18 protein-coding genes are annotated in these 22,612 nt (G+C 68.2%); 6 read left to right on the top strand and 12 right to left on the bottom strand.

Annotation, left to right across the window (positions count from 1 at the left end):
• Positions 1-34: 34 nt before the first annotated feature.
• The 8 genes from OHA40_RS19400 to OHA40_RS19365 form a co-directional block, all read right to left on the bottom strand.
• The gene (locus OHA40_RS19400) at positions 35-1,177 is read right to left on the bottom strand and encodes an MBL fold metallo-hydrolase (protein ID WP_330234275.1); all 1,143 of its coding nucleotides are present in this window, start codon (positions 1,175-1,177) and stop codon (positions 35-37) included.
• On the bottom strand, positions 1,177-1,905 hold the full coding sequence (locus OHA40_RS19395; protein WP_330228321.1) for an enoyl-CoA hydratase: 729 nt from the start codon (positions 1,903-1,905) through the stop codon (positions 1,177-1,179). Before OHA40_RS19395 ends, OHA40_RS19400 begins: the two co-directional genes overlap by 1 nt.
• A 503-nt stretch (positions 1,906-2,408) precedes the next feature.
• The gene (locus OHA40_RS19390) at positions 2,409-3,284 is read right to left on the bottom strand and encodes an aldo/keto reductase (protein WP_330228320.1); all 876 of its coding nucleotides are present in this window, start codon (positions 3,282-3,284) and stop codon (positions 2,409-2,411) included.
• A 103-nt stretch (positions 3,285-3,387) separates the two neighbouring features.
• A complete protein-coding gene (locus OHA40_RS19385) occupies positions 3,388-5,004 on the bottom strand; it encodes a carboxyl transferase domain-containing protein (RefSeq protein ID WP_330228319.1) in 1,617 nt (538 codons plus the stop codon).
• Positions 5,005-5,055: 51 nt separating this feature from the next.
• Positions 5,056-5,550, bottom strand: a complete 495-nt coding sequence (locus OHA40_RS19380) for a GTP-binding protein (RefSeq protein ID WP_442944063.1) — start codon at positions 5,548-5,550, stop codon at positions 5,056-5,058.
• A gap of 88 nt (positions 5,551-5,638) precedes the next feature.
• Positions 5,639-6,013: a DUF742 domain-containing protein gene (locus tag OHA40_RS19375; RefSeq protein WP_054816467.1), complete on the bottom strand. Its 375-nt coding sequence runs from the start codon at positions 6,011-6,013 to the stop codon at positions 5,639-5,641.
• Between the two features lie 7 nt (positions 6,014-6,020).
• On the bottom strand, positions 6,021-6,434 hold the full coding sequence (locus tag OHA40_RS19370) for a roadblock/LC7 domain-containing protein (protein WP_011207200.1): 414 nt from the start codon (positions 6,432-6,434) through the stop codon (positions 6,021-6,023).
• Complete coding sequence (locus OHA40_RS19365; RefSeq protein ID WP_330228317.1) at positions 6,431-10,078, bottom strand: sensor histidine kinase; 3,648 nt, start codon at positions 10,076-10,078, stop codon at positions 6,431-6,433. Before OHA40_RS19365 ends, OHA40_RS19370 begins: the two co-directional genes overlap by 4 nt.
• A 321-nt stretch (positions 10,079-10,399) precedes the next feature.
• Between OHA40_RS19365 and OHA40_RS19360 the strand changes: the two genes are divergently transcribed.
• The 5 genes from OHA40_RS19360 (at position 10,400) to OHA40_RS19340 (ending at position 16,998) form a co-directional block, all read left to right on the top strand.
• Positions 10,400-12,463 (top strand): AMP-binding protein, encoded by a 2,064-nt coding sequence (locus OHA40_RS19360; RefSeq protein WP_330228316.1) that lies wholly within the window; start codon positions 10,400-10,402, stop codon positions 12,461-12,463.
• Between the two features lie 121 nt (positions 12,464-12,584).
• Positions 12,585-12,971: a hemophore-related protein gene (locus tag OHA40_RS19355; RefSeq protein WP_330228315.1), complete on the top strand. Its 387-nt coding sequence runs from the start codon at positions 12,585-12,587 to the stop codon at positions 12,969-12,971.
• 239 nt (positions 12,972-13,210) lie between these two features.
• Positions 13,211-13,912: a response regulator transcription factor gene (locus tag OHA40_RS19350; RefSeq protein WP_330228314.1), complete on the top strand. Its 702-nt coding sequence runs from the start codon at positions 13,211-13,213 to the stop codon at positions 13,910-13,912.
• A complete protein-coding gene (locus OHA40_RS19345; RefSeq protein WP_330228313.1) occupies positions 13,909-15,288 on the top strand; it encodes a sensor histidine kinase in 1,380 nt (459 codons plus the stop codon). Before OHA40_RS19350 ends, OHA40_RS19345 begins: the two co-directional genes overlap by 4 nt.
• A 540-nt stretch (positions 15,289-15,828) precedes the next feature.
• Entirely contained in the window at positions 15,829-16,998 is a 1,170-nt protein-coding gene (locus OHA40_RS19340; RefSeq protein ID WP_330228312.1) for a hypothetical protein, read from the top strand.
• A 239-nt stretch (positions 16,999-17,237) separates the two neighbouring features.
• Here OHA40_RS19340 and OHA40_RS19335 read toward each other — a convergent pair whose 3' ends face one another.
• The 4 genes from OHA40_RS19335 to pdxH all read right to left on the bottom strand — a co-directional run bounded on the left by OHA40_RS19335 (position 17,238) and on the right by pdxH (position 21,219).
• Entirely contained in the window at positions 17,238-17,597 is a 360-nt protein-coding gene (locus OHA40_RS19335) for an FKBP-type peptidyl-prolyl cis-trans isomerase (protein WP_330228311.1), read from the bottom strand.
• Positions 17,598-17,634: 37 nt separating this feature from the next.
• Positions 17,635-18,873, bottom strand: a complete 1,239-nt coding sequence (locus OHA40_RS19330) for a citrate synthase (RefSeq protein ID WP_330234274.1) — start codon at positions 18,871-18,873, stop codon at positions 17,635-17,637.
• Between the two features lie 267 nt (positions 18,874-19,140).
• Positions 19,141-20,421: an MFS transporter gene (locus OHA40_RS19325; protein ID WP_330228310.1), complete on the bottom strand. Its 1,281-nt coding sequence runs from the start codon at positions 20,419-20,421 to the stop codon at positions 19,141-19,143.
• A gap of 69 nt (positions 20,422-20,490) precedes the next feature.
• Positions 20,491-21,219: a pyridoxamine 5'-phosphate oxidase gene (gene pdxH, locus OHA40_RS19320; protein WP_330228309.1), complete on the bottom strand. Its 729-nt coding sequence runs from the start codon at positions 21,217-21,219 to the stop codon at positions 20,491-20,493.
• Between the two features lie 122 nt (positions 21,220-21,341).
• Between pdxH and OHA40_RS19315 the strand changes: the two genes are divergently transcribed.
• Positions 21,342-22,490, top strand: coding sequence for a citrate synthase 2 (locus OHA40_RS19315; RefSeq protein ID WP_330228308.1), 1,149 nt, complete (start codon positions 21,342-21,344; stop codon positions 22,488-22,490).
• Positions 22,491-22,612: the final 122 nt, after the last annotated feature.

The raw sequence follows: 22,612 nt of genomic DNA, 5'->3' as shown, positions 1-22,612 counted from the left end.
TCCATCCTTCCTGTCGCCAGCTAACCGGAGTCGTTCAACCAACATTCTCCCACCAGGAATCCCCTGGTGGCTCGATCATCGGATCCACACGCTGACCTGGCATCGGTACCGCGACGGAGGTGCCCGCCGCCCGCGCCGCCGCCACCATGCGCCCGACCGGCTCGGACCAACCGTGGAAGGCGAGGTTGAACGTCGCCCAATGGATGGGCACGAGCAGGCCGTAGCCCGGATCGCCGACGCACAGATCGGCATGCGCCATGACCGCCTCCTCGGGGTTCATGTGCACATCCGGCCAGCGCTCGTCGTAGGCGCCGATGGGCAGCAGCGTCAGATCGAATGGACCGAGCGCAGCGCCCGCCGCGGCGAACGCCTTCGTATATCCGGTGTCGCCGCCGAAGTAAGCCCGCCGCGTCGGACCGACAATCGACCAGGAAGCCCACAGCGTGGTGTTGCGGAGCAGGCCGCGTCCGGAGAAGTGCCGCGCCTCGGTGCAGGTGAGCGTCAGATCCGCGCCGTCCCGATCTCGGCCGAGTTCAGCCAGTGATACCGAAGCGCCCCAATCCAATTCGATGATCCGATGGTCCGGGACACCCCAGTGCCGCAGGTGGGCGCCGATGCCGATCGGCACGAGGAACGGCGCGCTCTGGCGTACCACCAGTTCCCGGACCGTCTCCTTGTCCAAGTGGTCATAGTGGTCGTGTGAGATGAGCACCGCGTCCACCTCGGGCAGCTCCGCCAGCGGCTGCGGCACCGGGTGCAGGCGTGCGGGCCCGACCAGCGCCGAAGGCGAAACCCGTTCGCTCCATACGGGATCGGTGAGAATCCGGTACCCGTCGATCTCGATCAGCGTCGTCGCATGGCCGTACCAGGTGACGGCGAGAGTGGCCGCCTCACTCGGCGGCAGGGGAGTCTGCAGCGGGATGGTTCCGCGCGGCCTGCCCGCATTGCGCTGGGTCAGTGCCGAGACCAACAGCGATGGAGCCGACCCCGCGGCTACCTGACTGCTGGGTTCGGTGTTGTGGAACTGGCGATTTCGGTAGCTCGCCGCGCCCGCCGCGTAGGGCTGGATCGCCGAAATCGAAGCGCCCATCGCCGATGGGATACCCCACACCGCCCGGACCACCCACGTAATGCCGAGTGTACCGGCGGCCGCGCCGACGATATTTCGAATGCCCATCATCGCCCCACAAACTTCGCGGCGCGCTTTTCCTGCCTGGCCAAACGACCCTCCTTGGCATCCTCACTCGTCCATGCGGCCTCGAGCGCCGCACGCTGCTGAGCGGTTTCCGGATCGCGCGTCCCGTCGTCGTTGAGCACCAGCTTCATGTGGCGGAGCGACAGCGGCGCCAAGGCCGCGATCTGCTTCGCCCAGGCTTGCGCCTCGGCAAGGCCGCCGATCCGGTTGGCGAACCCGAAGATGTAGGCGTCCTCGGCCGAGATCGATTCCGCCCCGAGCAGCACGGTCCTGGCCGGACCGCCGCCGATCAGCGCGACCAGCCTGCGCACGGTCCACCGATCCACCGTGATGCCCAACTTCGCCGCCGGAATCGCGAGATACGCCTCCGGCGAGACCACCCGCAGATCCGAGGCGAGCGCCAACTGCACGCCCGCACCGATCGCGGCGCCGTTGATCGCCGAAATCACCGGGATCGGCGCCGATTCGATAGTGTGCAATGTCTCCAGCCACGCGGACAGGAAATCACCGGTGTACACCCCGGACAGATCGGCGCCCGAACTGAAGACCGGACCGCGCCCGGTCAGCACGATGACTCGCGCTCGGTCGGCTATAGCGGCGAGGACGGCTTCACGCAGCAGCGTCACAAGTTCGTAGTTGAGCGCGTTGCGGCGCTCCTCCCGCTGGAGTTCGATGGTCACCACATCACCATCGCGGCTGACCCCGAGCATGCGACCTCCCTGAACGGTCCATCTGGTCTCTTCACTCTGCCACAGGCGCAGACCCGCCTCTCCGAGTATTCAGGCCGTACTGGTCGGGTGACGCTGGATTTGCGTTCAGGTCCTGCGTTTGGTGCCGCTCGGGTTCTGGGCGTTCCCGATGAGTTACCCATGTACTTTCGAAATCAGTTGGTCCGGTGCCTGCCGCTGCGGCCATGCGTCGGGTGACGAAGGATTGCGTTCAGGTCCTGCCGTGGGTGCCGCTCGGGTTTTGGGCGTGCCCGGTGTTCGAGATGCTCGGTGAACTCGGCTGCCGGAGCGCGGGCCGCGCGATTGGAGTCGGAGGTGCTCGCCACCCGGCCACAGTCGCTAACCTACCGTTAACCGAGCAACTGATTTCTCGAGCACATGGGTAACTCACCGGGAACGCCTGAAACCGAAACGGCACCCCCACGCAGGACCTGTACGCAAATCCCGCGGCCCGACCAGAACGGCCTAAAGATCCCTAGAACGGCCTAAAGATCCGGAGAGGCGGAGGGGCTCAGACCCACAGTGAACGTATCCGGGTCCGCACCGATGCGCGAACCGCTGTCCAGCGCGTTGATTGCGTTCACCTGCGCCGGGGTGAGCTCGAAGCCGAACACGTCGAAGTTCTCCGCGATCCGCGACGGTGTGATCGACTTCGGAATGACGACATTGCCCAGCTGGAGGTGCCAGCGAATGATCACCTGCGCCGGAGTGCGATCGACCTCGGCGGCCACAGCGGTGATGGTGCCGTCGTCGAGTACGGTGCCCTGACCGAGCGGGCTCCACGCCTCGGTGGCGATCGCGTTCGCGGCGTGGAACTCACGCAGCTCCCGCTGCACAAACCTGGGGTGCAGCTCGATCTGGTTCACCGCCGGGATCTCGCCGGTTTCGGCGATGAGCCGCTGCAGGTTCGCGACCGTGAAGTTCGAGACGCCGATCGACCTGACTCGCCCCTGCGACTTCAGCGCCTGGAAAGCGCGGAAGGTGTCGACGAACCGTCCGGCGGCGGCCACCGGCCAGTGAATGAGATACAGGTCGAGGTAGTCCAGGCCGAGCCGGGCCAGACTGGCGTCGAAGGCGCGCAGCGTGGCGTCGTAGCCTTGCTCGGCGTTCCACAGCTTGGTCGTCACATAGATCTCGTCCCGGGGCAGTCCGTATTCCCGGATCGCACGACCGGTGCCCTCTTCGTTCCCGTAGATAGCGGCGGTATCGATGCTGCGATAACCCACCTCCAGCGCGGTGGTGACGGCCGGAAACACATCGTCGGCGGGCACTTGGAACACGCCGAAGCCGAGCTGCGGGATCACGTTCCCGTCGTTCAGCACGATCGGGGGAACGGTGCTGGTCTCGCTTCTGAAGGTCACATTCCGACGGTAGAAGTGCGGCGGCGAACCGTCAATCACGCACTCGGGTGTGTTGGCCTGCAATTTGCTGGACACGCTGGGTATTCGGGTCGCGTCGCGGTGATCAGCCCGCGTCGCCGGGCAGTCCCAGTCTCCGGTAGCGCACCTGCCGTGCCGCGAGCACCTCCGATTCCGGGCGGGCGCGCAGGGTCGCGAGTTCGTTCGCGATCGCGGCGACCATGCGGCGGGCGAAGTCCACCGGCTCGTCCGCGGCATCAGGAAGCTCGGGCACGATGCGGTCGACCACGCCGTCGGCAAGCAGATCGGCTGCGCTGATCCGTTGGGCCGCAGCAAGTTCCGGAGCATGGTCGGTGTCACGGAATACGATGGCGCTCGCCCCTTCCGGCGGCAGCGGAGCCAGCCAGGCGTGCGTGGCGGCGAGCACCCGGTCGGCGGGCAGCAGCGCCAGCGCACCACCGCCGGTGCCCTGACCGAGCAGTACCGAGACGGTCGGGGTGTCGAGCGTCACCAGATCTGCGATGCAGCGGGCGATTTCGGGTGCGAGGCCCCGCTCCTCGGCTTCTTTCGACAGCGCCGCACCCACTGTGTCGATGACCAACACCAGCGGCAGTCGCAACTCCTGAGCAAGCGCCATACTGCGCCGCGCCTCGCGAAGGGCGGCCGGACCCATGGTGTTCTCGCCTTGCTGGCCGCGCCGATCGTGCCCGAACACCACACATGGTTGCCCCCGGAAACGTCCGAGCGCGAGTACGGCCGTTCGATCCGATTCGCCCTGGCCGGTGCCGCTGAGCGGAACCCGTTGCGTCACATGACGTAAGAGCTCGCGAATGCCCGGCCGCTGTGGGCGGCGCGAGATCAGCACCGACTGCCATACCCGGTTTTCGCCGGAACGATTCGTCGCGTCATCGCGGCGGATTTGTCGTGCCTCAACGGCTTTCGAATCATCGACGGTAGCCGCCTCCGTCGGCTGCTGCCGCCACGTTGGTTCATGAGGAGACACAGAGGTGGGCAGCGCGGTAGCGCCTTGCGCCGCCGTGGAATCGGGCAGCTGGACGCCACTGAAAACGCTCAACGCGCGATGGGCGATGCGACGGAAAACGGGTATCGGCAGCACCCCGTCGATGACGCCGCGGCGGTACAGGTTCTCCGCGGTCTGCACACCTTCCGGAAATGGTCTGCCGTACAGGGCCTGGTAGACCCGCGGCCCGAGAAACCCGATCAGCGCACCGGGCTCGGCGAAAGTGATATGTCCCAGCGAACCCCACGACGCGAAGACGCCGCCCATCGTGGGATTGCGGAGGTAGACCAGGTACGGGTGACCAGCCGATTTGTGGGTCGCGACGGCACCAGCGATCTTCACCATCTGCACGAACGCGACGGTGCCCTCTTGCATCCGGGTGCCGCCAGAGGTCGGCGAAGCGATCAATGGCAGCCCGAGTTCGGTGGCGCACTCGACCGCCGCGACGATCCGTTCCGCCGCGGCGACACCGATCGAACCGGCCAGAAACCCGAACTCGCAGGCGATCACGGCAACGCGACGACCACGCAACAGCCCCTCCCCGGTGAGCACCGACTCATCGGTGCCCGCCGCCAGCGCCGCCTTCCGCAAAGCGTCACGATACCGCGGGGTGGCGGCCACCGTCACCGGTGGCCGGTCCCAGCTGATGAACGAGTCGGTATCGAGCAGCTGCCCGAGGAACTCCCGCGCCGAAGTACGCACCGGGCGAGCCTATCCGGCCCTACCCGGTGCTTCAGCGTGCCGCGCGAGCCCTCAGTAGCCCTGCATCACCTTGCGTAGGGCGTACTCGGTGAGCGCGACCAGCGCCTGCTTGGCGGGCTCACGACGCCGGGCATCGATGGACAGGATCGGGGTATCGGCGGGCACGGCAAGTGCCTGCCGGATGTCCTCGATCGGATACCGCGGTGCGTCGTCGAATTCGTTGAGCGCTACCAGGAAGGGTAGGCCGCGCGCTTCGAAGTAGTCGACGGCCGCGAAGCTGTCCTCCAGTCTGCGGGTGTCGACCAGCACCACGGCGCCGATGGCGCCGCGGATCAGGTCGTCCCACATGAACCAGAACCGATACTGGCCGGGCGTGCCGAACAGATACAGCACCAGATCGTCGGCGAGGCTGATTCGGCCGAAGTCCATCGCCACCGTAGTGGTCGACTTCATCGGAATGCCGGTCAGATTGTCGATCCCGGCGCTGGCATTGGTCACCAATGCCTCGGTGCGCAGCGGAACGATCTCCGAGACGGCACCGACCATCGTGGTCTTCCCGACGCCGAACCCACCCGCGACCACGATCTTCGCCGATGTCGGCTTGCTGGTGCGGGTGTCGACCTGTGCCGTCGAATTAAATACGCCGGAGTCCACTGAGAACCCTTTCGATCAGCTCGCGACGTTCATCGTCGCTGGAATCGTCTTTCAATGTCGCCGAAACGCGCACGTGTCCGGCCTCGATCAGGTCGGCTACGAGCACGCGGGCTACCCCAATGGGGATACCCAGTCTGGCTGCTACCTCGGCAACGGACGGCGATTCTCTGCACAACTCCACGATTGACGTCTCGATGTTGGTCAGTTCGAACTGCCGCTCGAGGGCGACCGGATGCGATGCGACGAGGGCTTCCAACGCCAACTCGACCGCCGGCCTGGTTCGGCCTGCGGTCAGCGAGTACGGGCGTACGAGGCTCGGCTCGGCGCTTCCCATGCGGTGATCTTCTATGTCCATCCCACCATCAGGAACCCATCGTGACGCGTGGCGTGGCCTGAACAGTCTGGCCGACACGCTCGACCAACAGAGCCATCTCGTAGCCGACCTGACCGATGTCACATGAGGTGTTGGTCAGCACCGCGAGATAGGAACCGTCGCCGACAGCCATGAGTAGCAGGTAGCCGTGCTCCATCTCGACGACGGACTGCAGCACGGTGCCGCCCTCGAATAGATTCGAGACGCCGACTGACAGGCTGGCCAGACCGGCCGTCACGGCCGAGAGCTGTTCGGCGCGATCGACGGGCAGCTGGGCACTCGCGGCCATGAGTAGGCCGTCAGCCGAGACCAGGACGGCATGGGCTACGCCAGGAACCTCGTTGGCAAAGTTCGAAACCAGCCAATCCAGCTGACGGTTCGTACCACCTAGATCGGGGTTCATCGGTCTCCTTTATCTCCGGTTAGGTTCATTGCTCTCATTGCGCGGCCATCCCGGACGCCCTGCTGGTGACGACTCAAGCTGGACCTGATCGTTTCTGGATCGCGGCGCGGCACCCGATCGCCCGCACCGCTGACGCCACCCGGGACAAGCCTCCCGCCCGGATTGCGTTGCGGCAACCCCGCGGCCGTCCTCGTCTCGGGCTGCGCCTCGCTCGCGCGGCGAGCCGCCTGCCACCCTTCGTCGCCCGGCGACTCGAAGGAGGCCGCCACCTGCGACCGATCCGCGTTGGGGTCCGACAGCCACGCCGACATCATTTCGGCGAAGATCGGCGTCGATCCCATGGACGACTCCGACTCGGCCGCGGGCTGCAGCCTGGTCTGGAAGAACGAGGCCGTCTTCGCGGGGTTGGACTTGAAGCTGTGCTTGCCGGGATCACGCCCGGAGGTGGTTGCCGACTGCTCACCGCTCACGGCGTGCTGGCCACCGCGATCCCGTTGCGGCAGAGCGATTCCCGGGGGAACGGGCTGACGCTGTGGCGCCTGGGCGCCCGGCTGCCGCTGCGGCAGGCCGGTCAGCCCGCTCTCTCGCTGCGGCAGGCTCGTCGGCGCGGGCGGACGCTGGGGCAGACCACCCAGCGCCGACTCACGCTGCGGCAGACCACCCGAGGCCGGCTCGCGCTGCGGCAGGCCGGTGGCGGCCGAATCCCGTTGCGGCAGACCGTTGATCGAGGGCAGCGCACCGGAAGCCGGTTCGCGCTGCGACAAACCGTTTCCGGACTCGCGTTGCGGGAGACCATGGGCGGCGGGCTCACGCTGCGGCAATCCGCCTGGTGTCGCGTCGCGCTGCGGTAGGTTCGGCGCCGGCTGCCGCGGCGGAAGGCCAGTGGTGCCCGGCTCACGCTGCGGCAAACCACCCAGCGCCGACTCACGCTGCGGCGCACCGTTCGACCCCGGCTGACGCTGCGGCAATCCGGTGGCGCCCGACTCACGCTGCGGCAAACCACCCAGCGCCGACTCACGCTGCGGCAAACCACCCGACGCCGACTCACGCTGCGGCAAACCACCCGACGCCGACTCACGCTGCGGCAAACCACCCGACGCCGACTCACGCTGCGGCAAACCACCCGACGCCGACTCACGCTGCGGCAAACCACCCGACGCCGACTCACGCTGCGGCAAACCGCCCGACGACGCGTCCCGTGGCGGAGCGCCGTTCGATCCCGGCTGCCGCTGCGGCAGACCGACGCTCGGCTGCGGCACACCATTGGCGCCCGGCTGCCGCTGCGGCAGTTCGCCCGAGTTCGCTTCACGGTGCGGCAGACCCGCGCCGCTCGGCTCCGCCGGACCACCCGGCTGACGCGGCGGCGGACCGCCGGGACCGAGATGGCGCTTGGGCAGGTTGGCCGCGGCGAGCTTGCCGCGTTGCGGGCCGCCGGCGGCTTGGCCCGGCGTGGGACGCAAGCTCGCGCCCGACTGCTGGGCGTCCGAACGCAGACCGGACGACATCGCCGACGAACCCGGCTGCCGCTGGGGCAGGCCGCCCGAGCCGACGGGCGCCGGTGCGCTGGGCGATGCGGCGGGCGCGGAGCCCGCGGAGTCGGTGACCGGAATCGGGCCACTCACTCCGGGATCTACGGTGACCATGACATTGCCCCCGGGTGTGCGCGTGACCGCCCGTGTCTGCATGGACGACTGCGCCGACGGACGCTGCGGCTTGACGGGCTGCGGCGAGGGCGTCGGGGTGACGGGCTGCCCCGCGCTCGGCTTGCCCGCGACGATCAGTCCGACCGGCACGTGCACGGTCACGGTCACGCCCGGATCGCGTGCGGTGTCGAAGGTCGCCCGCAGCCGCACGGTGAGACCGTGTCGCTCGGCGAGCCTGCCGACCACGAAGAGACCCATGTGGCGGGCGGTGTCGGGCCCGGGCTCGGCGGTCTGCTCCAGGCGCAGGTTGATGTCGGCCATCTCCGCGGGCGGCATACCGATGCCTCGGTCGGCGACCTCGATGAGCAGCCCCTGGTCGTGCGCCTGCGCGAAGGTGAACTTGACGTCCGTCTCCGGCGGCGAGGCGCGCAGCGCGTTGTCCAACAGCTCGGCGAACAGATGCGCCATGTCGGAGGCGGCAGGCTCTTTCAGCGAACCGCGCGGCGTGGCGCCGAGCTTCACCCGCTCGTAGTCCTCGACCTCGGAGATCGCGGCACGCAGCACGTCGGCGATCTCGACCGGAGCGGACTTGCTGCGGCGCTGTCTGGTGCCCGCGAGAATCAGCAGGTTGTCGCCGTTGCGGCGCATACGCGCGGCGAGGTGGTCGAGCCGGAAGAGGTTTTCGAGCAGACGCGGATCCTTCTCGTCGTACTCCATCGCCTCGATGAGGGTGAGCTGATGGTCGACGAGCGACTTGGACCGCCGCGCCAGGGTCTCGAACATGTCGTTGACCTGCGCACGCATCTTCGCCTGCTCGCTCGCCAGACGCAGGGCCTGCCCGTGGATGTCGTCGACCGCGCGCGCCAGCTGACCGATTTCCTCGGTGCTGCGCACCGGCATGGGTTCCAGCGGGACCTCTTCGGGCGAGGCGCCGTGGCGGAGCTGGGCGACCTCCTGCGGCAGGTCGCTCTCGGCCACGCGCAGCGCGGCCAAGCGCAGCCGGTGCAGCGGGACGATCATCGAGCGGGCGACGAACACCGCGAGCAGGAGCGCGGCGAGGATGGTCGCGATGACGACCGCGGTGTAGGTCCACGCGTCGCGCTGGGCCGTGGACACCAGCGACTGCATCGCGGCGTCGATGTCCTTGGTCGCCTTGCCGACGACGTGCTCGTACACCGCGAGGCTGTCGGTCAGCGACTTCTTCAGGTCACCGACCGGGAGCTGGCCCGCCTGGGACTGCGGGCTGGTCAGCAGCGCGATCCTGGTGTCGATGCCCGCGCGCAGGTCGGCGATCGAGGTGTCGCCGTCGGAGAAGCGGTGCGCGAGCACGTTGAGCAGCGCGCGCTCGGTGTTGGCCGCGATCATGAAGCTCTGTACGCCGGACTGCTGGCTGCGCAGCACCTCGGGGAAAGCCGCGACTTCGTTGACCAGAGCGGCACGGGTGTTGAGCGAGTCGACCAGCCGCAGTTTGGCCACGTCCACGGCGGAGTCGCTGACCTGGCCGACGGTGTTCTCGACGATTCGCACACTGTCGTTGCGGACGCGGTCGATCAGCGCGAGGGTGTCCGACGGCGGGCCGGTGGTGACCGATTTGCCCTGGGCCCGCACTCCCCTGGCCTGGGTGAGCATGCTGTCGATGGCCTCGCGTGCACCCGGCACGCCGCCCAGCTTGCCGATCGACTTCTCGGCGTTGGCGATCGCCTTGTCCAGATCCGCGAGGTTCTGATCGGTCACTACGGACTGATTGGTCCCGAGCGAGATCATCTGCGAGGCCGCGGTGGTCGCGGTCTGCGCGCTGAGCCCGGTAACCGACGGGATGGCGGCCACGTTCTCGGCGATGTCGGCGAGCCGGTTCGATTCCGCGAACTCCGACGAGATCCTGGACACGCCGAGCCCGACTGCGACCGCCAGGGGCACGGCGAGCACCGCCGTCACCTTCCAGCGCAGGTCCCAGTTGCCGAGCGCCCAGCGCTTACTGCCGGACCTAGCGGCGTCACGCATGTCCCACTCACTTTCCAAACTGGCCTCTACCACGCGCCATCAGCCGAACCTCCACGATCGCGTGCATGGCTCGACAGGTGGAGCTGGCCGAGAACTGCGGCTGGCCGAGAAATTGCGTCCTACGACGGCCCAAATAAGTGACATCAGATTCTAACGGATCAATAACTTCTTGGGTGCCCGGGCGTGATGTCGCGATCATTGACCTGCCAGTTCCAGGCAAAACCAAAGGTCGCGCCACCCATCCGGGCGTCGCGTGAAGTCTGCCACAATCAACCAGATCTATCGAGGCGGGCATCGAGGCGAGGCTAGGGAGTCACGGGTTTGAACGTGCGGCAGGAGTACCGACCGGCCTATCAGACCAGCTTGGTGGATCCGGCCGAGTTCTGGGCCGGCGCGGCCGAAGCGATCGACTGGGACGTGCCACCGACCCAGATCGTCGACACCAACGCTCGGCCGGTGGCCAGATGGTTCGCCGACGCGCGCCTCAATACCTCCTTCAACGCACTCGATCGGCACGTGCACCCGACCACCCCCGGTGAGGCCGGTCGCGCCGATCAACCCGCATTAATATACGACTCCGCTATGACCGGCGCCAGCGTCGTCTACAGCTACGCGGAGTTGCTCGCGGAGGTCTCCCGGTTCGCGGGAGCGATGCTGCGACTCGGTGTCTCAGCGGGCGACCGCGTGGTGATCTACCTGCCGATGATCCCCGAGGCGGTGATCGCGATGCTGGCCTGCGCACGCATCGGCGCGGTGCACTCGGTGGTGTTCGGCGGCTTCGCCGCGCCGGAACTGGCGGTTCGCATCGATGACGCGGAGCCGGTGTTGATTATCACAGCGTCAGGGGGACTGGAGCCCGGCCGGAAGATCGAGTATCCGCCGATCGTGTTGCAAGCGCTGGATCTCGCCACGACCACCGCGCCGCGCACGGTGATCGTCAAGCAGCGACCCGAGTTCGAGACCATCCATTTCCCGCCGCCACAGCCCGCCACCGAGTACCTGCCGAGCTCGACGGAAACGGTGGCCGCGCAGTGGCTCGACTGGGACGACGCCGTCCGCGACGCGCCGCGGGCGGACCCGGTGCCGGTCGCGGCGACCGATCCGCTGTACATCCTCTACACCTCCGGCACCACCGGGAAGCCCAAGGGCGTCGTCCGGGACAACGGCGGACACGCGGTGGCCCTCGCCTGGTCCATGCGCAACATCTACAACGTCGACGCGGGCCAGGTGATGTGGGCGGCATCCGATGTCGGCTGGGTGGTCGGCCACTCCTACATCGTCTACGGGCCGCTGCTGGCCGGGGCGACCACGCTGCTGTACGAAGGCAAGCCGGTCGGCACGCCGGACGCGGGCGCGTACTGGCGGGTGGTCGCCCAGCACAAGGTCAACGTGCTGTTCACCGCCCCGACCGCGTTGCGCGCCATCCGCAAGGCCGACCCCGGCGCGGAGCTGGCCCGGGACCACGACTTGTCCTCGCTGCGCGCGCTGTTCTGTGCGGGCGAACGGCTGGACCCGGCCACCTACACCTGGGCCGACGAGACCCTGCTCGCCGGTCGTTCCGACTGCCCGGTCGTCGATCACTGGTGGCAGACCGAGACCGGCTGGCCGATCTGCGCGAACCCGCTGGGCCTGCAGCAGCTGCCGATCAAGCCGGGCTCGGCCTCGGTACCGGTGCCCGGCTACCGATTACGCGTGCTCGACTCCTCCGGTAATCCGGTGGCACCCAACACCGAGGGCAATATCGTCATCGGACTGCCGCTGCCGCCAGGGACACTGACCGGACTGTGGCGCGACGACGCCCGCTACGAGCGCTCCTACCTGTCCGCTTATCCCGGGCACTATCTCACCGGCGACTCCGGCTACTTCGACGAGGACGGCTACCTGTATGTCCTCGGCCGCAGCGACGACGTGATCAACATGGCCGGGCATCGGCTCTCCGCGGGCAGCATCGAGGCCGCCGTCGCCGGGCACGACGCGGTCGCCGAATGCGCCGTGATCGGACTGCCCGACGAACTCAAGGGGCATCGGCCGGTGGCCTACGTGGTGCTCAAGTCCGGTGTCGAGATCGATCCGCGACAGCTGCGCGACGAACTGATCGAGCGGGTGCGCACCCAGGTCGGCGCGATCGCCACGCTGCACGACGTCATCATCGTGTCGGCGCTGCCCAAGACCAGGTCCGGCAAGATCCTGCGCAAGACCATCCGGCAGATCACCTCCGGCGAGACGTTCGAGGTCCCGTCCACCATCGACGATCCCGGCGTGCTCGCGGCGCTGGAGGAGCAGATCATTGCGGCCCGTCCGGAGTGGCGGGCATCGGCGCAGGACAGCCGGGAGAACCCCGACCAGGTAGTGGCTCCCGACGTGAATCCGGTTACGCCGTCCTGAGTTCGCACAGCACCCCGCGCGTCCTCAGAGTTTCCACAGAGGACGCTCATCTCGGTGCCAGCCGTTCGAAATAGCCTCGAGACCGCACCGCAATCACTCGATGATCTGGAGGCAACACATCATGAAGCGTTCCGTAGGCCGCCCCGCCGTCGCCGCACTCGCCGCAGGCGGATTCGCGACGATCGCCGTGCTCCTGAGCCCCGCGATCGCGGCGGCAGGCCCGATGGAACTCGCCGAGCCGCTGCTGACCTCGGATTGCTCCTTCGCCCAAGTCGACGCGGCACTGCACGCCAAGGCCCCACAACTGGCCGCGATGCTCGACGCCAACCCGACCCAGAAGGACGAGCTGCGGCGCAAGTTCGATCAGCCGGTCGAGCAGCGGCGTGCCGAGTTGCAGCGAGCCATCAACGAGAACCCGGACGCCGTGCGCGAGGCGGAGACCGACCCCCGCACAGCACAGCTGCGCGACACCATCCGCACCGTGGCCGACTCCTGCCACAACTACTAACCTATTAACCAGCTAACCGCCCCCCGGACCGACTGATCTCGCGAGGACATGGGTAACTCACCGGGTACGCCCAGAACCCGAACGGCACCCAGCGCAGGACCTGAACGCAAATCACGCCCCTCCGACTGGTACGGCCTGAATACTCGGAGAGGCGGAGGAGCACCCAGCGCAGGACCTGAACGCAAATCACGCCCCTCCGACTGGTACGGCCTGAATACTCGGAGAGGCGGGGAGGTGACGTGACGACCTCGAACCCGACCGTTCTCGTCGTCGACGACGACGAGGACGTGCTCGCGTCGGTCGAGCGCGGGTTGCGGCTGTCCGGTTTCCAGGTGCTCGTGGCCAGGGACGGGGCGCAGGCGCTGCGCACCGTGAACGACCACGCGCCCGATGCCGTCGTGCTGGACATGAATATGCCCGTGCTCGACGGCGCCGGCGTGGTCACCGCGTTGCGCGCAATGGGCAACGACGTCCCGATCTGTGTGCTCAGCGCTCGTGCGTCGGTGGACGATCGCATCTCCGGGCTGGAGTCCGGCGCGGACGACTACCTGGTCAAACCGTTCGTGCTCAAGGAGCTGGTGGCGCGGATCCGGGCGCTGCTGCGCAGACGGGCCGACGCGCCCGCCACCGCAACCCCCGGCGCGATCACCGTCGGCCCGCTGGAGGTGGACGTCGCCGGCTACCGCGCGCTGCTGCACGGCCGCGAGATCGAGCTCACCAAGCGGGAATTCGAGCTGTTGTCCACGCTGGCCAGGAATGTCGGCGTGGTGCTGAGCCGGGAACGCCTGCTGGAACTGGTGTGGGGCTACGACTTCGCCGCCGACACCAATGTGGTGGACGTTTTCGTCGGCTATCTGCGCCGCAAGCTGGAGGTCGGCGACACGCCCAGGTTGCTGCACACGATCCGCGGCGTCGGTTTCGTGCTGCGAGCGCCGAAATGACCGCTGCCCCTGCTGCCTCCACCGCACCGCCGAAAAGCCCTCGACTACGGTCGTTTTCGCTGCGTACCCGGGTGGCGGGCGCCGCGGCCGCCGGCGCGATCGTCATCGTGACGCTGATCAGCCTGATCAGCATCCGCGCTATCGAGCGCAACAACGTGCAGCAGTCCGACCAGCAGCTCGCCATCGCGGCCCGCATCGTGCTGATCGAGCCGCAGATCGCGGTCCGGTTCATCAGCCTGACCGGGCTGAACAACGACATGGCGGTGACCGTCCGGGACAACGGCGTGGTCGCCGCCAGTACGACCACCGAACTGCCCGCGCTGCCGACCGGTTCTCGCACCGTCACGGTGGGCGGCACCCCGTACCGGATTCTCACCACGACGGAGAATCAGCCCGCGGGGCGGGTGGTGTCGCTGGGTATCCCCGCCGCGGGCGCGGCCCAAGCCACCGCGGACCAACAGCGATGGGTGCTCGGCGGCGCCTTGCTGTCCATCGCCGCCGCGGCGGCGCTCGGCTGGCTGCTCGCGGGGGCCGCGGTGCGCCCGATCGTCCGGCTCACCCAGCAGGTCGGCGCCCGCAGTGCATTCCCCGATCCGCGTGCTCCGCAGGTGCCGGTGGAGGGCGCGGGCGTGCACGAGGCGGAGAAACTCGCCGACGCGGTCAACACCATGCTGCAGCGCGTGGATCAGGCCCATGCCGAGACCGCTGCCGCGCTGGAGACCGCGCGCGACTTCGCCGCTGTGTCCGCCCATGAGCTGCGCACCCCGCTCACCGCGATGCGCACCGACCTGGAAGTGCTGCGCACCTTGGATCTCGACGAGACGCAGCGCGCGGAGATCCTCGACGACCTGCAGCGCAGCCAGGGCCGGGTGGAGACGACGCTCGCGGCGCTGGAGCGGCTGGCCACCGGCGAGCTGACCAATCAGCGCGACCACATCGCCACCGACGTCGGCGACCTGTGCGACCAAGCCGCGCACGATGCCATGCGGCACTTCCCCGGCCTCACCGTGCGCATCGACTCCGACGCCGAACTGGTGACCCGCGGTCTGCCCGCCGGGCTGCGCCTCGCGGTGGACAACGCGCTGGCCAATTCGGTCAAACACGGCGGAGCCACCGAAGCGCTGGTCTCCGCGCACCGGGCGCCGGGCGGCCACATCGTCATCTCCATCGATGACAACGGCCGCGGCATCCCGCCGCACGAACGCGAAGCCGTCTTCGACCGCTTCTCCCGCGGTAGCCAAGCCAGTAAGGGCGGCTCCGGTCTGGGCCTCGCCTTGGTCGCGCAGCAAGCCCAGCTACACGGCGGCCGAGCCTATTTCGACGAGGGCACGCTGGGCGGCATCCGCCTAGTCCTGGACCTGCCGGGCTCTGTTTGATTTGCAGCGCCTGCGGCGCTGCGTGTTCGCGGCCCCTTTGTGGCTCGCGTCCGAGCGACCGCCGCTGGCGACTGCGTCGCGGACGCGGCGGCCGCTCTGACGCGAGCCGGGCCGCGAACGGGCAATGGTCGGTCTCGCTGCGCTCGAAAGCGGGAGTCGGGCCGAGTGGGTGCGTAGTGCCACGCCTGCATGCCTCGGTGGTCAGTAGACCTTCTTGGCTGTTGCGGCGGCGATCGTCCGCTGGCAACTGCGTCGTGGCCGCGGCGGCCGCTCAGATGTGAGCCGGGCCGCGAACGGGGGTGCTCGGTCCCGTTTCGCTCGAAAGCGGGAGCCGCGCCGAGTGGTTGCCCGAGGCGATCACCGCGACAACCACGTGTTCGCGGCTTGGTGTCGGCTCGGACGGTTCGAGCGCCGGGCTGATCGACTGACCGGCCTCGAAGCACAGCACGCCATGTGTTGCCGGAAGAATGCCGATCCCTTAGTCAATTCTCAGAGAAACGCCAAGGGCGCGGCCATAACTCGCGTTTAGGGTCTGCGGGCGTGATCGGAAAACGCGCCCGCTGGGCACTTCTCGCCGTTGCTGTCCTCGCCGCAGGAGGATTGGGTGCCGGAATCACCACATACCTCGGTTCCGATCGGGGCCCGCGGGGAATCGCGCTGGTCAATGCCGATACCGGGCCGACCGGTGCGCGCGTGGTGCAGGCATTGCAGGAGGCCGGTGGCTACGACTGGGCCGCTGCCGCGCCGGGCGAGGCGAGCACCGACGACTATGCCGCGGTCATCACCCTGCCCGCCGATCTCACCGAGTCCATGGGCACCCTCGCCGGAGCACAGCCCAAGCGGGCCAAGGTCACCGTGGACGCGCACCACGACGCCGACGCCGACCTGGTGAACGGCGCGGTGACCGAGGTGACGCGCCGGATCGGGGCGGTCGGCGTGGACGCCGCGCTCGCCGCCGTCGCACAGGCACGGTCCCAGATGTCGCAGGTGCAATTCACCGCGCAACTGCTGAACGCGGGCGTCGACGCGGCCGCCGCCGGCGCAAACCAGTTCAGCTCCGGCGCCGATCAGCTGCTCGGCTTCCTCGACTTCGCCCGGCAGGGCTCGGCACAACTCACCTCGGCGATCGCGCTGCTGAACTCGACCGTGGACGGCGCTGCGGCACAGGCGAATCAACTCGCTTCCGCACTGGATTCGACCGGTATCACGATCGCGCAGGTGGAACGGACGGCGAATACGGTGAGCGGCGGACTCGACCAGGTTCTGCCGCTGCTGCGCGCCCTGCCCTTCGCGAGTGATCCGGCGCTGGCCGACATCATCAGGAAGCTGGAAGCGCTGCGCAGCGTGTCCAGCCAGGCGGGCGCCCAGCTCACCGGCCTCGGCTCGCTCGTCGGCGGCGCGGTGGACCCGGACACCGATCTCGGCACCCTGCTTCGCACCGTCGTCGACCGCCTGACCAGCGCGAGCGCGCAACTGTCCGAAGGCGCGAAGCTGGCCGAGGGCCTGCCGCAACTCGCCGAGCAGGGCGGCGCCCAGCTGGTCAGCGCCATCGGCCAGCTCACCGGCGGCGTCACCCAGCTGCAGAACATCGTCGACAACCTGAGCACCCAAACCGGCCAAGCGGTCGCCGCCCTACCCCAACGCAGCAGCACCCAGCAATCCGCCTTGGCGCTAGCCCTCACCGATCCGGTCGAAATCGTGCGGGAATAGGAGAAGTACGACGATGGCCCGTGCTCCGAAACGGATCACGGGCCGGTCGAGTCAGCGAGTACTCAGAGCACGTCCGCGACGAAGGCGTAGGCATCGGTCACAGCTGCCGACCTCCGAAGGTCAAGGGCCGCCGGAAGCTTCTGCGATCGCTATCCGACGCAACCACACTGGCTCAACCTCCGTTTTCGAACGAAGCGAGATCGAGCATTCGAACACGCGGCGCCGCAGGCGCCGCCAAACTAATTAGCGTTGAGCAGGTCGATCACGAAGACCAGCGTCTTGCCCGAGAGCTTGTGACCCGCACCGGCCGGGCCGTAGGCCAGCTCCGGCGGGATGGTCAGCTGACGGCGGCCGCCGACCTTCATGCCGGGGATGCCATCCTGCCAGCCCTGGATCAGGCCGCGCAGCGGGAAGGTGAGGGACTCGCCCCGGTTCCAGGACGAGTCGAACTCTTCGCCGGATTCGAATTCGACGCCCACGTAGTGCACCTCGACGGTGCCGCCGGGCACGGCTTCCTTGCCCTCGCCTTCGATGATGTCCTTGATCACCAGCTCGGCGGGCGCGGGCCCTTCTTGGAACTCGATCTCCGGTTTGGTCATTCGGCAATCCCCTTCGATAGGTGGTGGTTGGATTCGGTCAACGATTGGTGATCTCGCGGTAATCGCGGGCGCCGTAGCCGGTGTAGATCTGCCGGGGACGGCCGATCTTCAAAGGCTCGCTGTGCATTTCGCGCCAGTGCGCGATCCAGCCGGGGAGGCGGCCCATCGCGAACAGCACGGTGAACATGCGGGTCGGGAAGCCCATCGCCTTGTAGATGACGCCGGTGTAGAAGTCGACGTTCGGGTACAGGCGCCGCTGGATGAAGTAGTCGTCGGTGAGCGCGGCCTCTTCCAGGGCCTGGGCGATCTCGAACAGTTCGTCGGCGCCGCCCAGCCTGCTCAGGATGGCGTCGGCGTGCTTCTTGGCGATCGAGGCGCGCGGGTCGTAGTTGCGGTAGACGCGGTGCCCGAAGCCCATGAGCTTCACCCCGTCTTCCTTGTCCTTGACCTTGCGGATGAACTCCTTGACGTTGCCGCCGCTGGCCTTGATGCCGTCGAGCATCTCCAGCACGGCCTGGTTGGCGCCGCCGTGCAGCGGACCCCACAGCGCGTTGATGCCGCCGGACACCGAGGTGAACAGGTTGGCATCGGACGAGCCGACCAGGCGCACGGTCGAGGTGGAGCAGTTCTGCTCGTGGTCGGCGTGCAGGATGAGCAGCATGTCCAGGGCGGCGGCGACCTCGGGGTCGACCTCGTAGGGCTCGGCCGGGAAGCCGAAGGTCATCCGCAGGAAGTTCTCCACCAGGCTCAGGGAGTTGTCCGGGTAGAGGAAGGGCTGGCCGACCGACTTCTTGTACGAGTAGGCCGCGATGGTGGGCAGTTTGGCCAGTAATCGGATGGTGGACAGCTCGACCTGTTCGGGGTCGCGCGGGTCCAGCGAGTCCTGGTAGTAGGCCGACAGCGCGTTCACCGCCGACGACAGCACCGGCATCGGGTGCGCGTTGCGCGGGAAGCCGTCGAAGAACCGCTTCAGGTCCTCGTGCAGCAGGGTGTGGCGGCGGATGCGGTCGGTGAAGTCCTCGAGCTGGGCCTGGGTCGGCAGCTCGCCGTAGATCAGCAGATAGCTGACCTCGATGAAGGTCGACGCCGACGCGAGCTGGTCGATCGGGTAGCCGCGGTAGCGCAGGATGCCGGCCTCACCGTCGATGTAGGTGATGGCCGACTTGGTCGGGGCGGTGTTCATGAAGCCCGGGTCGTACGTCACATACCCGGTGCTGGCCAGCAGCTTCCCCAACTCGATCCCGTCGTTGCCCTCGGCGGCCTTGGCGACCGTCATCGGGAACTCCCCGCCGGAATAGGAAAGGACCGGCTTGGCGTCTTCGTCGACGTTGATGATGTTCTCAGCGGGCACGGAAGGATCCCTCTCAGGCTAGAACCACAGGCACCGGCGCGGTCGGCGCACGATGCGCTTGCCTCAACGCTAGCCGTTCACCGACGCGGACAATACCGGAGGGTAGTCCTGCGGCGGCTCACAAACACATCTCGGCGCGGTGAGGTCCCGCGGCGACGGCGGGGCGCGGTCGCCCGGCGTTCGCGGTGCACTTCAGACGGCTATTTCGGCATGAGCGCGACGGACACGGTAGCGCGTGAACGCCGGGAAGGCGATCGCCGCGATCAGTACGCCCACCACCACGAGCACTCCTCCTCCCGCGGCAGCTATAGCCGTACCCAGGCTCGCCGCCGCGAAACCGTGGGCAACATCACCGATGCGCGGGCCACCCGCGACAACCACCGTGAACACGCCTTGCAGCCGCCCGCGCAGGTCGTCGGTCGCCACGGTTTGCAGCATGGTGACCCGCAATGCGGCCGAGACCATGTCCACCGCACCGCCGAACGCCGAGCAGGCCAGCGCGATCCACAGCCCGGCACCGAGGCGCAGACCGTGCCCGGTGAATCCGACCGCGACGCCGAAACCGACCATGGCCAGGCCCCACAGCGCGATGCAGACCAGCACGGCGAAGCCCGGACGGCGGATGCGCGGAATCCAGCCGGAGAACACGCCGCCGAGCACAGCGCCCGCCGACATCGAGGCGAACAGCAACCCGAGCGCGACCCCGCCGGTGGCGGGATCACCGAAGGTCTCGTGCGCGATCTGCGGGAACAGCGCGCGCGGCATGCCGAACACCATGGCGATCACGTCCACCGCGAACGACGCGAGCAGCACCCGCTGGGTCGCCAGGTACCCGAAACCCTCCAGCACCGTGCGGAACCCGGCGCGGCGCACCGTTCCGGTCGGCGGCAGCGCGGGCAGCCGCCACACCGCCCAGAGCGTGGCCAGCAGCGCGATCGCGTCGACCAGGTAGAGCGTGGCCAGGCCGACCACCGGGATGAGCACGCCCGCCAGCACGGGCCCGGCGATCGCGCCGAACTGCATCACCGTCATGTTCAGCGAATTCGCCGCGGCGAGTTGGCCTTCCGGTAGCAACCGCGGAATGGTGGCGCTGCGGGTGGGCTGGTTCACCGCGAAGAATGCCTGCTGCACCGCGAGCAGGCCGAGCACGATCCACACGTTGTCCACCCCGGCGGCCGCTTGCAACCAGAAGGCGAGCGCGGTGAGCCCGGTGCCGCAATTGGTGATCAGCAACAGTTTGCGCCGGTCGAGGACGTCGGCGAGCGCGCCGCCCCACAGGCCGAACACGATCAGCGGCACCAGACCGAACAACCCGGCCAGGCCGACATAGCCAGAGCTGCCGGTGATCTGGAAGACCTGCTGCGGCACCGCGACGATGGACAACTGCGCACCGATCATGGTGACGATGCCCGAGGTCCACAGGCGCCGGAAATCCTGATGGCGCAACGGGGTTGTGTCGGCGAGCAGTTTCACCGGCCGCAGCGTATCCAGTCCTCCCCCACCGCTCGACGCGAGAATTCTCACGCGTGCGGTGGGAATACCTCAGGGCTGCAAGCGCTCCACCGTGGACGGGCCGTCCGCGATACGCACCCGGATCCGGTTGTGCAGTCGGCCGCGGCGCCCCTGCCAGAACTCGACCTCGTCGGGGCGGAGCAGGAAACCACCCCAGTGCGGCGGCACCGGGATCTCGTCGACATCGGCGAATCGCGCGGTTGCCTCGGCCAGCGTGCGATCCAATTCGGCCCGCGACCCGATCGGTTTGGACTGGCGGGACGCCCAGGCCCCCAACTGCGAATCCCGCGGCCGGGAACGCCAGTAGGCCGCCGTCGTCTCGGCGGGCACCCGCTCGACGGTGCCGCGCAGGTGCACCTGCCTACCCAACGCGGGCCAGACGAAGGTGACCGCGGCGTGCGGCACCGCTGCCAGCTGGGCGCCCTTGTCCGAGTCGTAGTTCGTGTAGAAAATCACACCTTCGGGCGAGAGGCCTTTACACAGCACGGTTCGCGCGACCGGCCGTGGCGTGCCGTCCACGACCGACACCGTGGCGAGCACCATGGCGTTGGGTTCGGCGATACCGACCGCGGTGGCCTGTTCGATCCAGTGCCGCAGCAGCGGCTCCCAGCCACCGGCCAGCCAGGTCTCGTCCAGGTCGACGTCCTCGTTGCCGCCGTGCGGCAGGCCTCCGTATTCGACTCGCATGCCAGCGAGATCGGTGGTCGGCAGAAAGTCTGCCGTTTCGTTGCCGGGAGGTGAATTGTCCAGGTCGCGCATGGGCCAGACGTTACTCCGGGGTAGCAGGGAGCTAAGGTTTTGGTGATCGGCATGTGCTCGTCAAATCAGACATCTCCCCAGTAGCGAGAACATGCGACCCAAGTGCAAGGAGAGCCGCAAACATGACTACCAGCCCCGCGGTTTCCGGTGGGCAGGCCACCGTACCCAGCGATTTCGTCAGTGGCCTGGAGGGCGTGGTTGCTTTCACCACCGACATCGCCGAACCCGACAGAGACGGCGGCGCCCTGCGCTACCGCGGCGTCGACATCGAGGATCTGGTGCAGAGCCAGGTGACCTTCGGTGATGTGTGGGCGCTGCTGGTCGACGGGTCGTTCGGCCGCGGCCTACCGCCAGCCGAACCATTCCCACTGCCGGTACACACCGGTGACGTGCGCGTCGACGTGCAGGCGGGCCTGGCCATGCTCGCGCCGATCTGGGGTTACCAGCCACTGCTGGACATCGATGACGAGACCGCACGGGAGAACCTGGCCCGCGCCTCGGTGATGGCGCTGTCCTATGTCGCGCAGTCCGCGCGCGGCATCTACCAGCCCGCGGTCCCGCAGAAGAAGATCGACGAGTGCACCACGGTCACCGCGCGCTTCATGACCCGCTGGAAGGGTGACCCCGACCCGCGCCACACCGAAGCCATCGACGCCTACTGGGTCTCCGCCGCCGAGCACGGCATGAACGCCTCCACTTTCACCGCGCGCGTGATCGCCTCCACCGGCGCGGATGTGGCGGCCTCGCTGTCCGGCGCGATCGGCGCCATGTCCGGTCCGCTGCACGGCGGGGCGCCCGCGCGTGTGCTGCCGATGATCGAAGAGGTCGAGCGGACCGGCGACGCACGGGCTCTGGTGAAGGGCATCCTGGACCGCAAAGAGAAGCTGATGGGCTTCGGCCACCGGGTCTACCGGGCCGAAGACCCGCGCGCCCGGGTGCTCCGCGCCACCGCGAAGCGCTTGGCCGCCCCGCGCTACGAGGTCGCCGCCGCGCTGGAGCAGGCCGCGCTCGCGGAGCTGCGCGAGCGGCGTCCGGATCGCGCCATCGAGACCAACGTGGAGTTCTGGGCCGCGGTGATCCTGGACTTCGCCGAGGTGCCCGCGCACATGATGCCCGCCATGTTCACCTGTGGCCGCACCGCGGGCTGGTGTGCGCACATCCTGGAGCAGAAGCAGCTGGGCAAGCTGGTCCGTCCGGCCGCCATCTACACCGGTCCCGGTCCACGCAAGCCCGAGGATGTCGCGGGCTGGGCGTCGATCGCCCACAAGTAGCCGAGAGCGCGACGGCGGCCGATTTCGGCGCGACCGCCTCGGCCACAGGTGCAATCGGCGATGAATGCCGCTGCGCCGGGCGCTATTCCACTCGCCCATACGCACCGGCCGCAGTCCGGGCC

Origin of the sequence: Nocardia sp. NBC_00508 (assembly GCF_036346875.1) — a bacterium.
GTDB lineage: Bacteria > Actinomycetota > Actinomycetes > Mycobacteriales > Mycobacteriaceae > Nocardia.
Note: the sequence above shows the minus strand (reverse complement) of the source record. Positions and strands in the feature narration are given on the sequence as shown.

Coding starts and splice junctions, on each gene's coding strand:
- OHA40_RS19400 (WP_330234275.1), bottom strand. CDS start 1,177: ATGGGCATTCGAAATATCGTCGGCGCGGCCGCCGGTACACTCGGCATT.
- OHA40_RS19395 (WP_330228321.1), bottom strand. CDS start 1,905: ATGCTCGGGGTCAGCCGCGATGGTGATGTGGTGACCATCGAACTCCAG.
- OHA40_RS19380 (WP_442944063.1), bottom strand. CDS start 5,550: ATGGTCGGTGCCGTCTCGGAGATCGTTCCGCTGCGCACCGAGGCATTG.
- OHA40_RS19375 (WP_054816467.1), bottom strand. CDS start 6,013: ATGGACATAGAAGATCACCGCATGGGAAGCGCCGAGCCGAGCCTCGTA.
- OHA40_RS19370 (WP_011207200.1), bottom strand. CDS start 6,434: ATGAACCCCGATCTAGGTGGTACGAACCGTCAGCTGGATTGGCTGGTT.
- OHA40_RS19365 (WP_330228317.1), bottom strand. CDS start 10,078: ATGCGTGACGCCGCTAGGTCCGGCAGTAAGCGCTGGGCGCTCGGCAAC.
- OHA40_RS19355 (WP_330228315.1), top strand. CDS start 12,585: ATGAAGCGTTCCGTAGGCCGCCCCGCCGTCGCCGCACTCGCCGCAGGC.
- OHA40_RS19345 (WP_330228313.1), top strand. CDS start 13,909: ATGACCGCTGCCCCTGCTGCCTCCACCGCACCGCCGAAAAGCCCTCGA.
- OHA40_RS19335 (WP_330228311.1), bottom strand. CDS start 17,597: ATGACCAAACCGGAGATCGAGTTCCAAGAAGGGCCCGCGCCCGCCGAG.
- OHA40_RS19330 (WP_330234274.1), bottom strand. CDS start 18,873: ATGACGGTCGCCAAGGCCGCCGAGGGCAACGACGGGATCGAGTTGGGG.
- pdxH (WP_330228309.1), bottom strand. CDS start 21,219: ATGCGCGACCTGGACAATTCACCTCCCGGCAACGAAACGGCAGACTTT.
- OHA40_RS19315 (WP_330228308.1), top strand. CDS start 21,342: ATGACTACCAGCCCCGCGGTTTCCGGTGGGCAGGCCACCGTACCCAGC.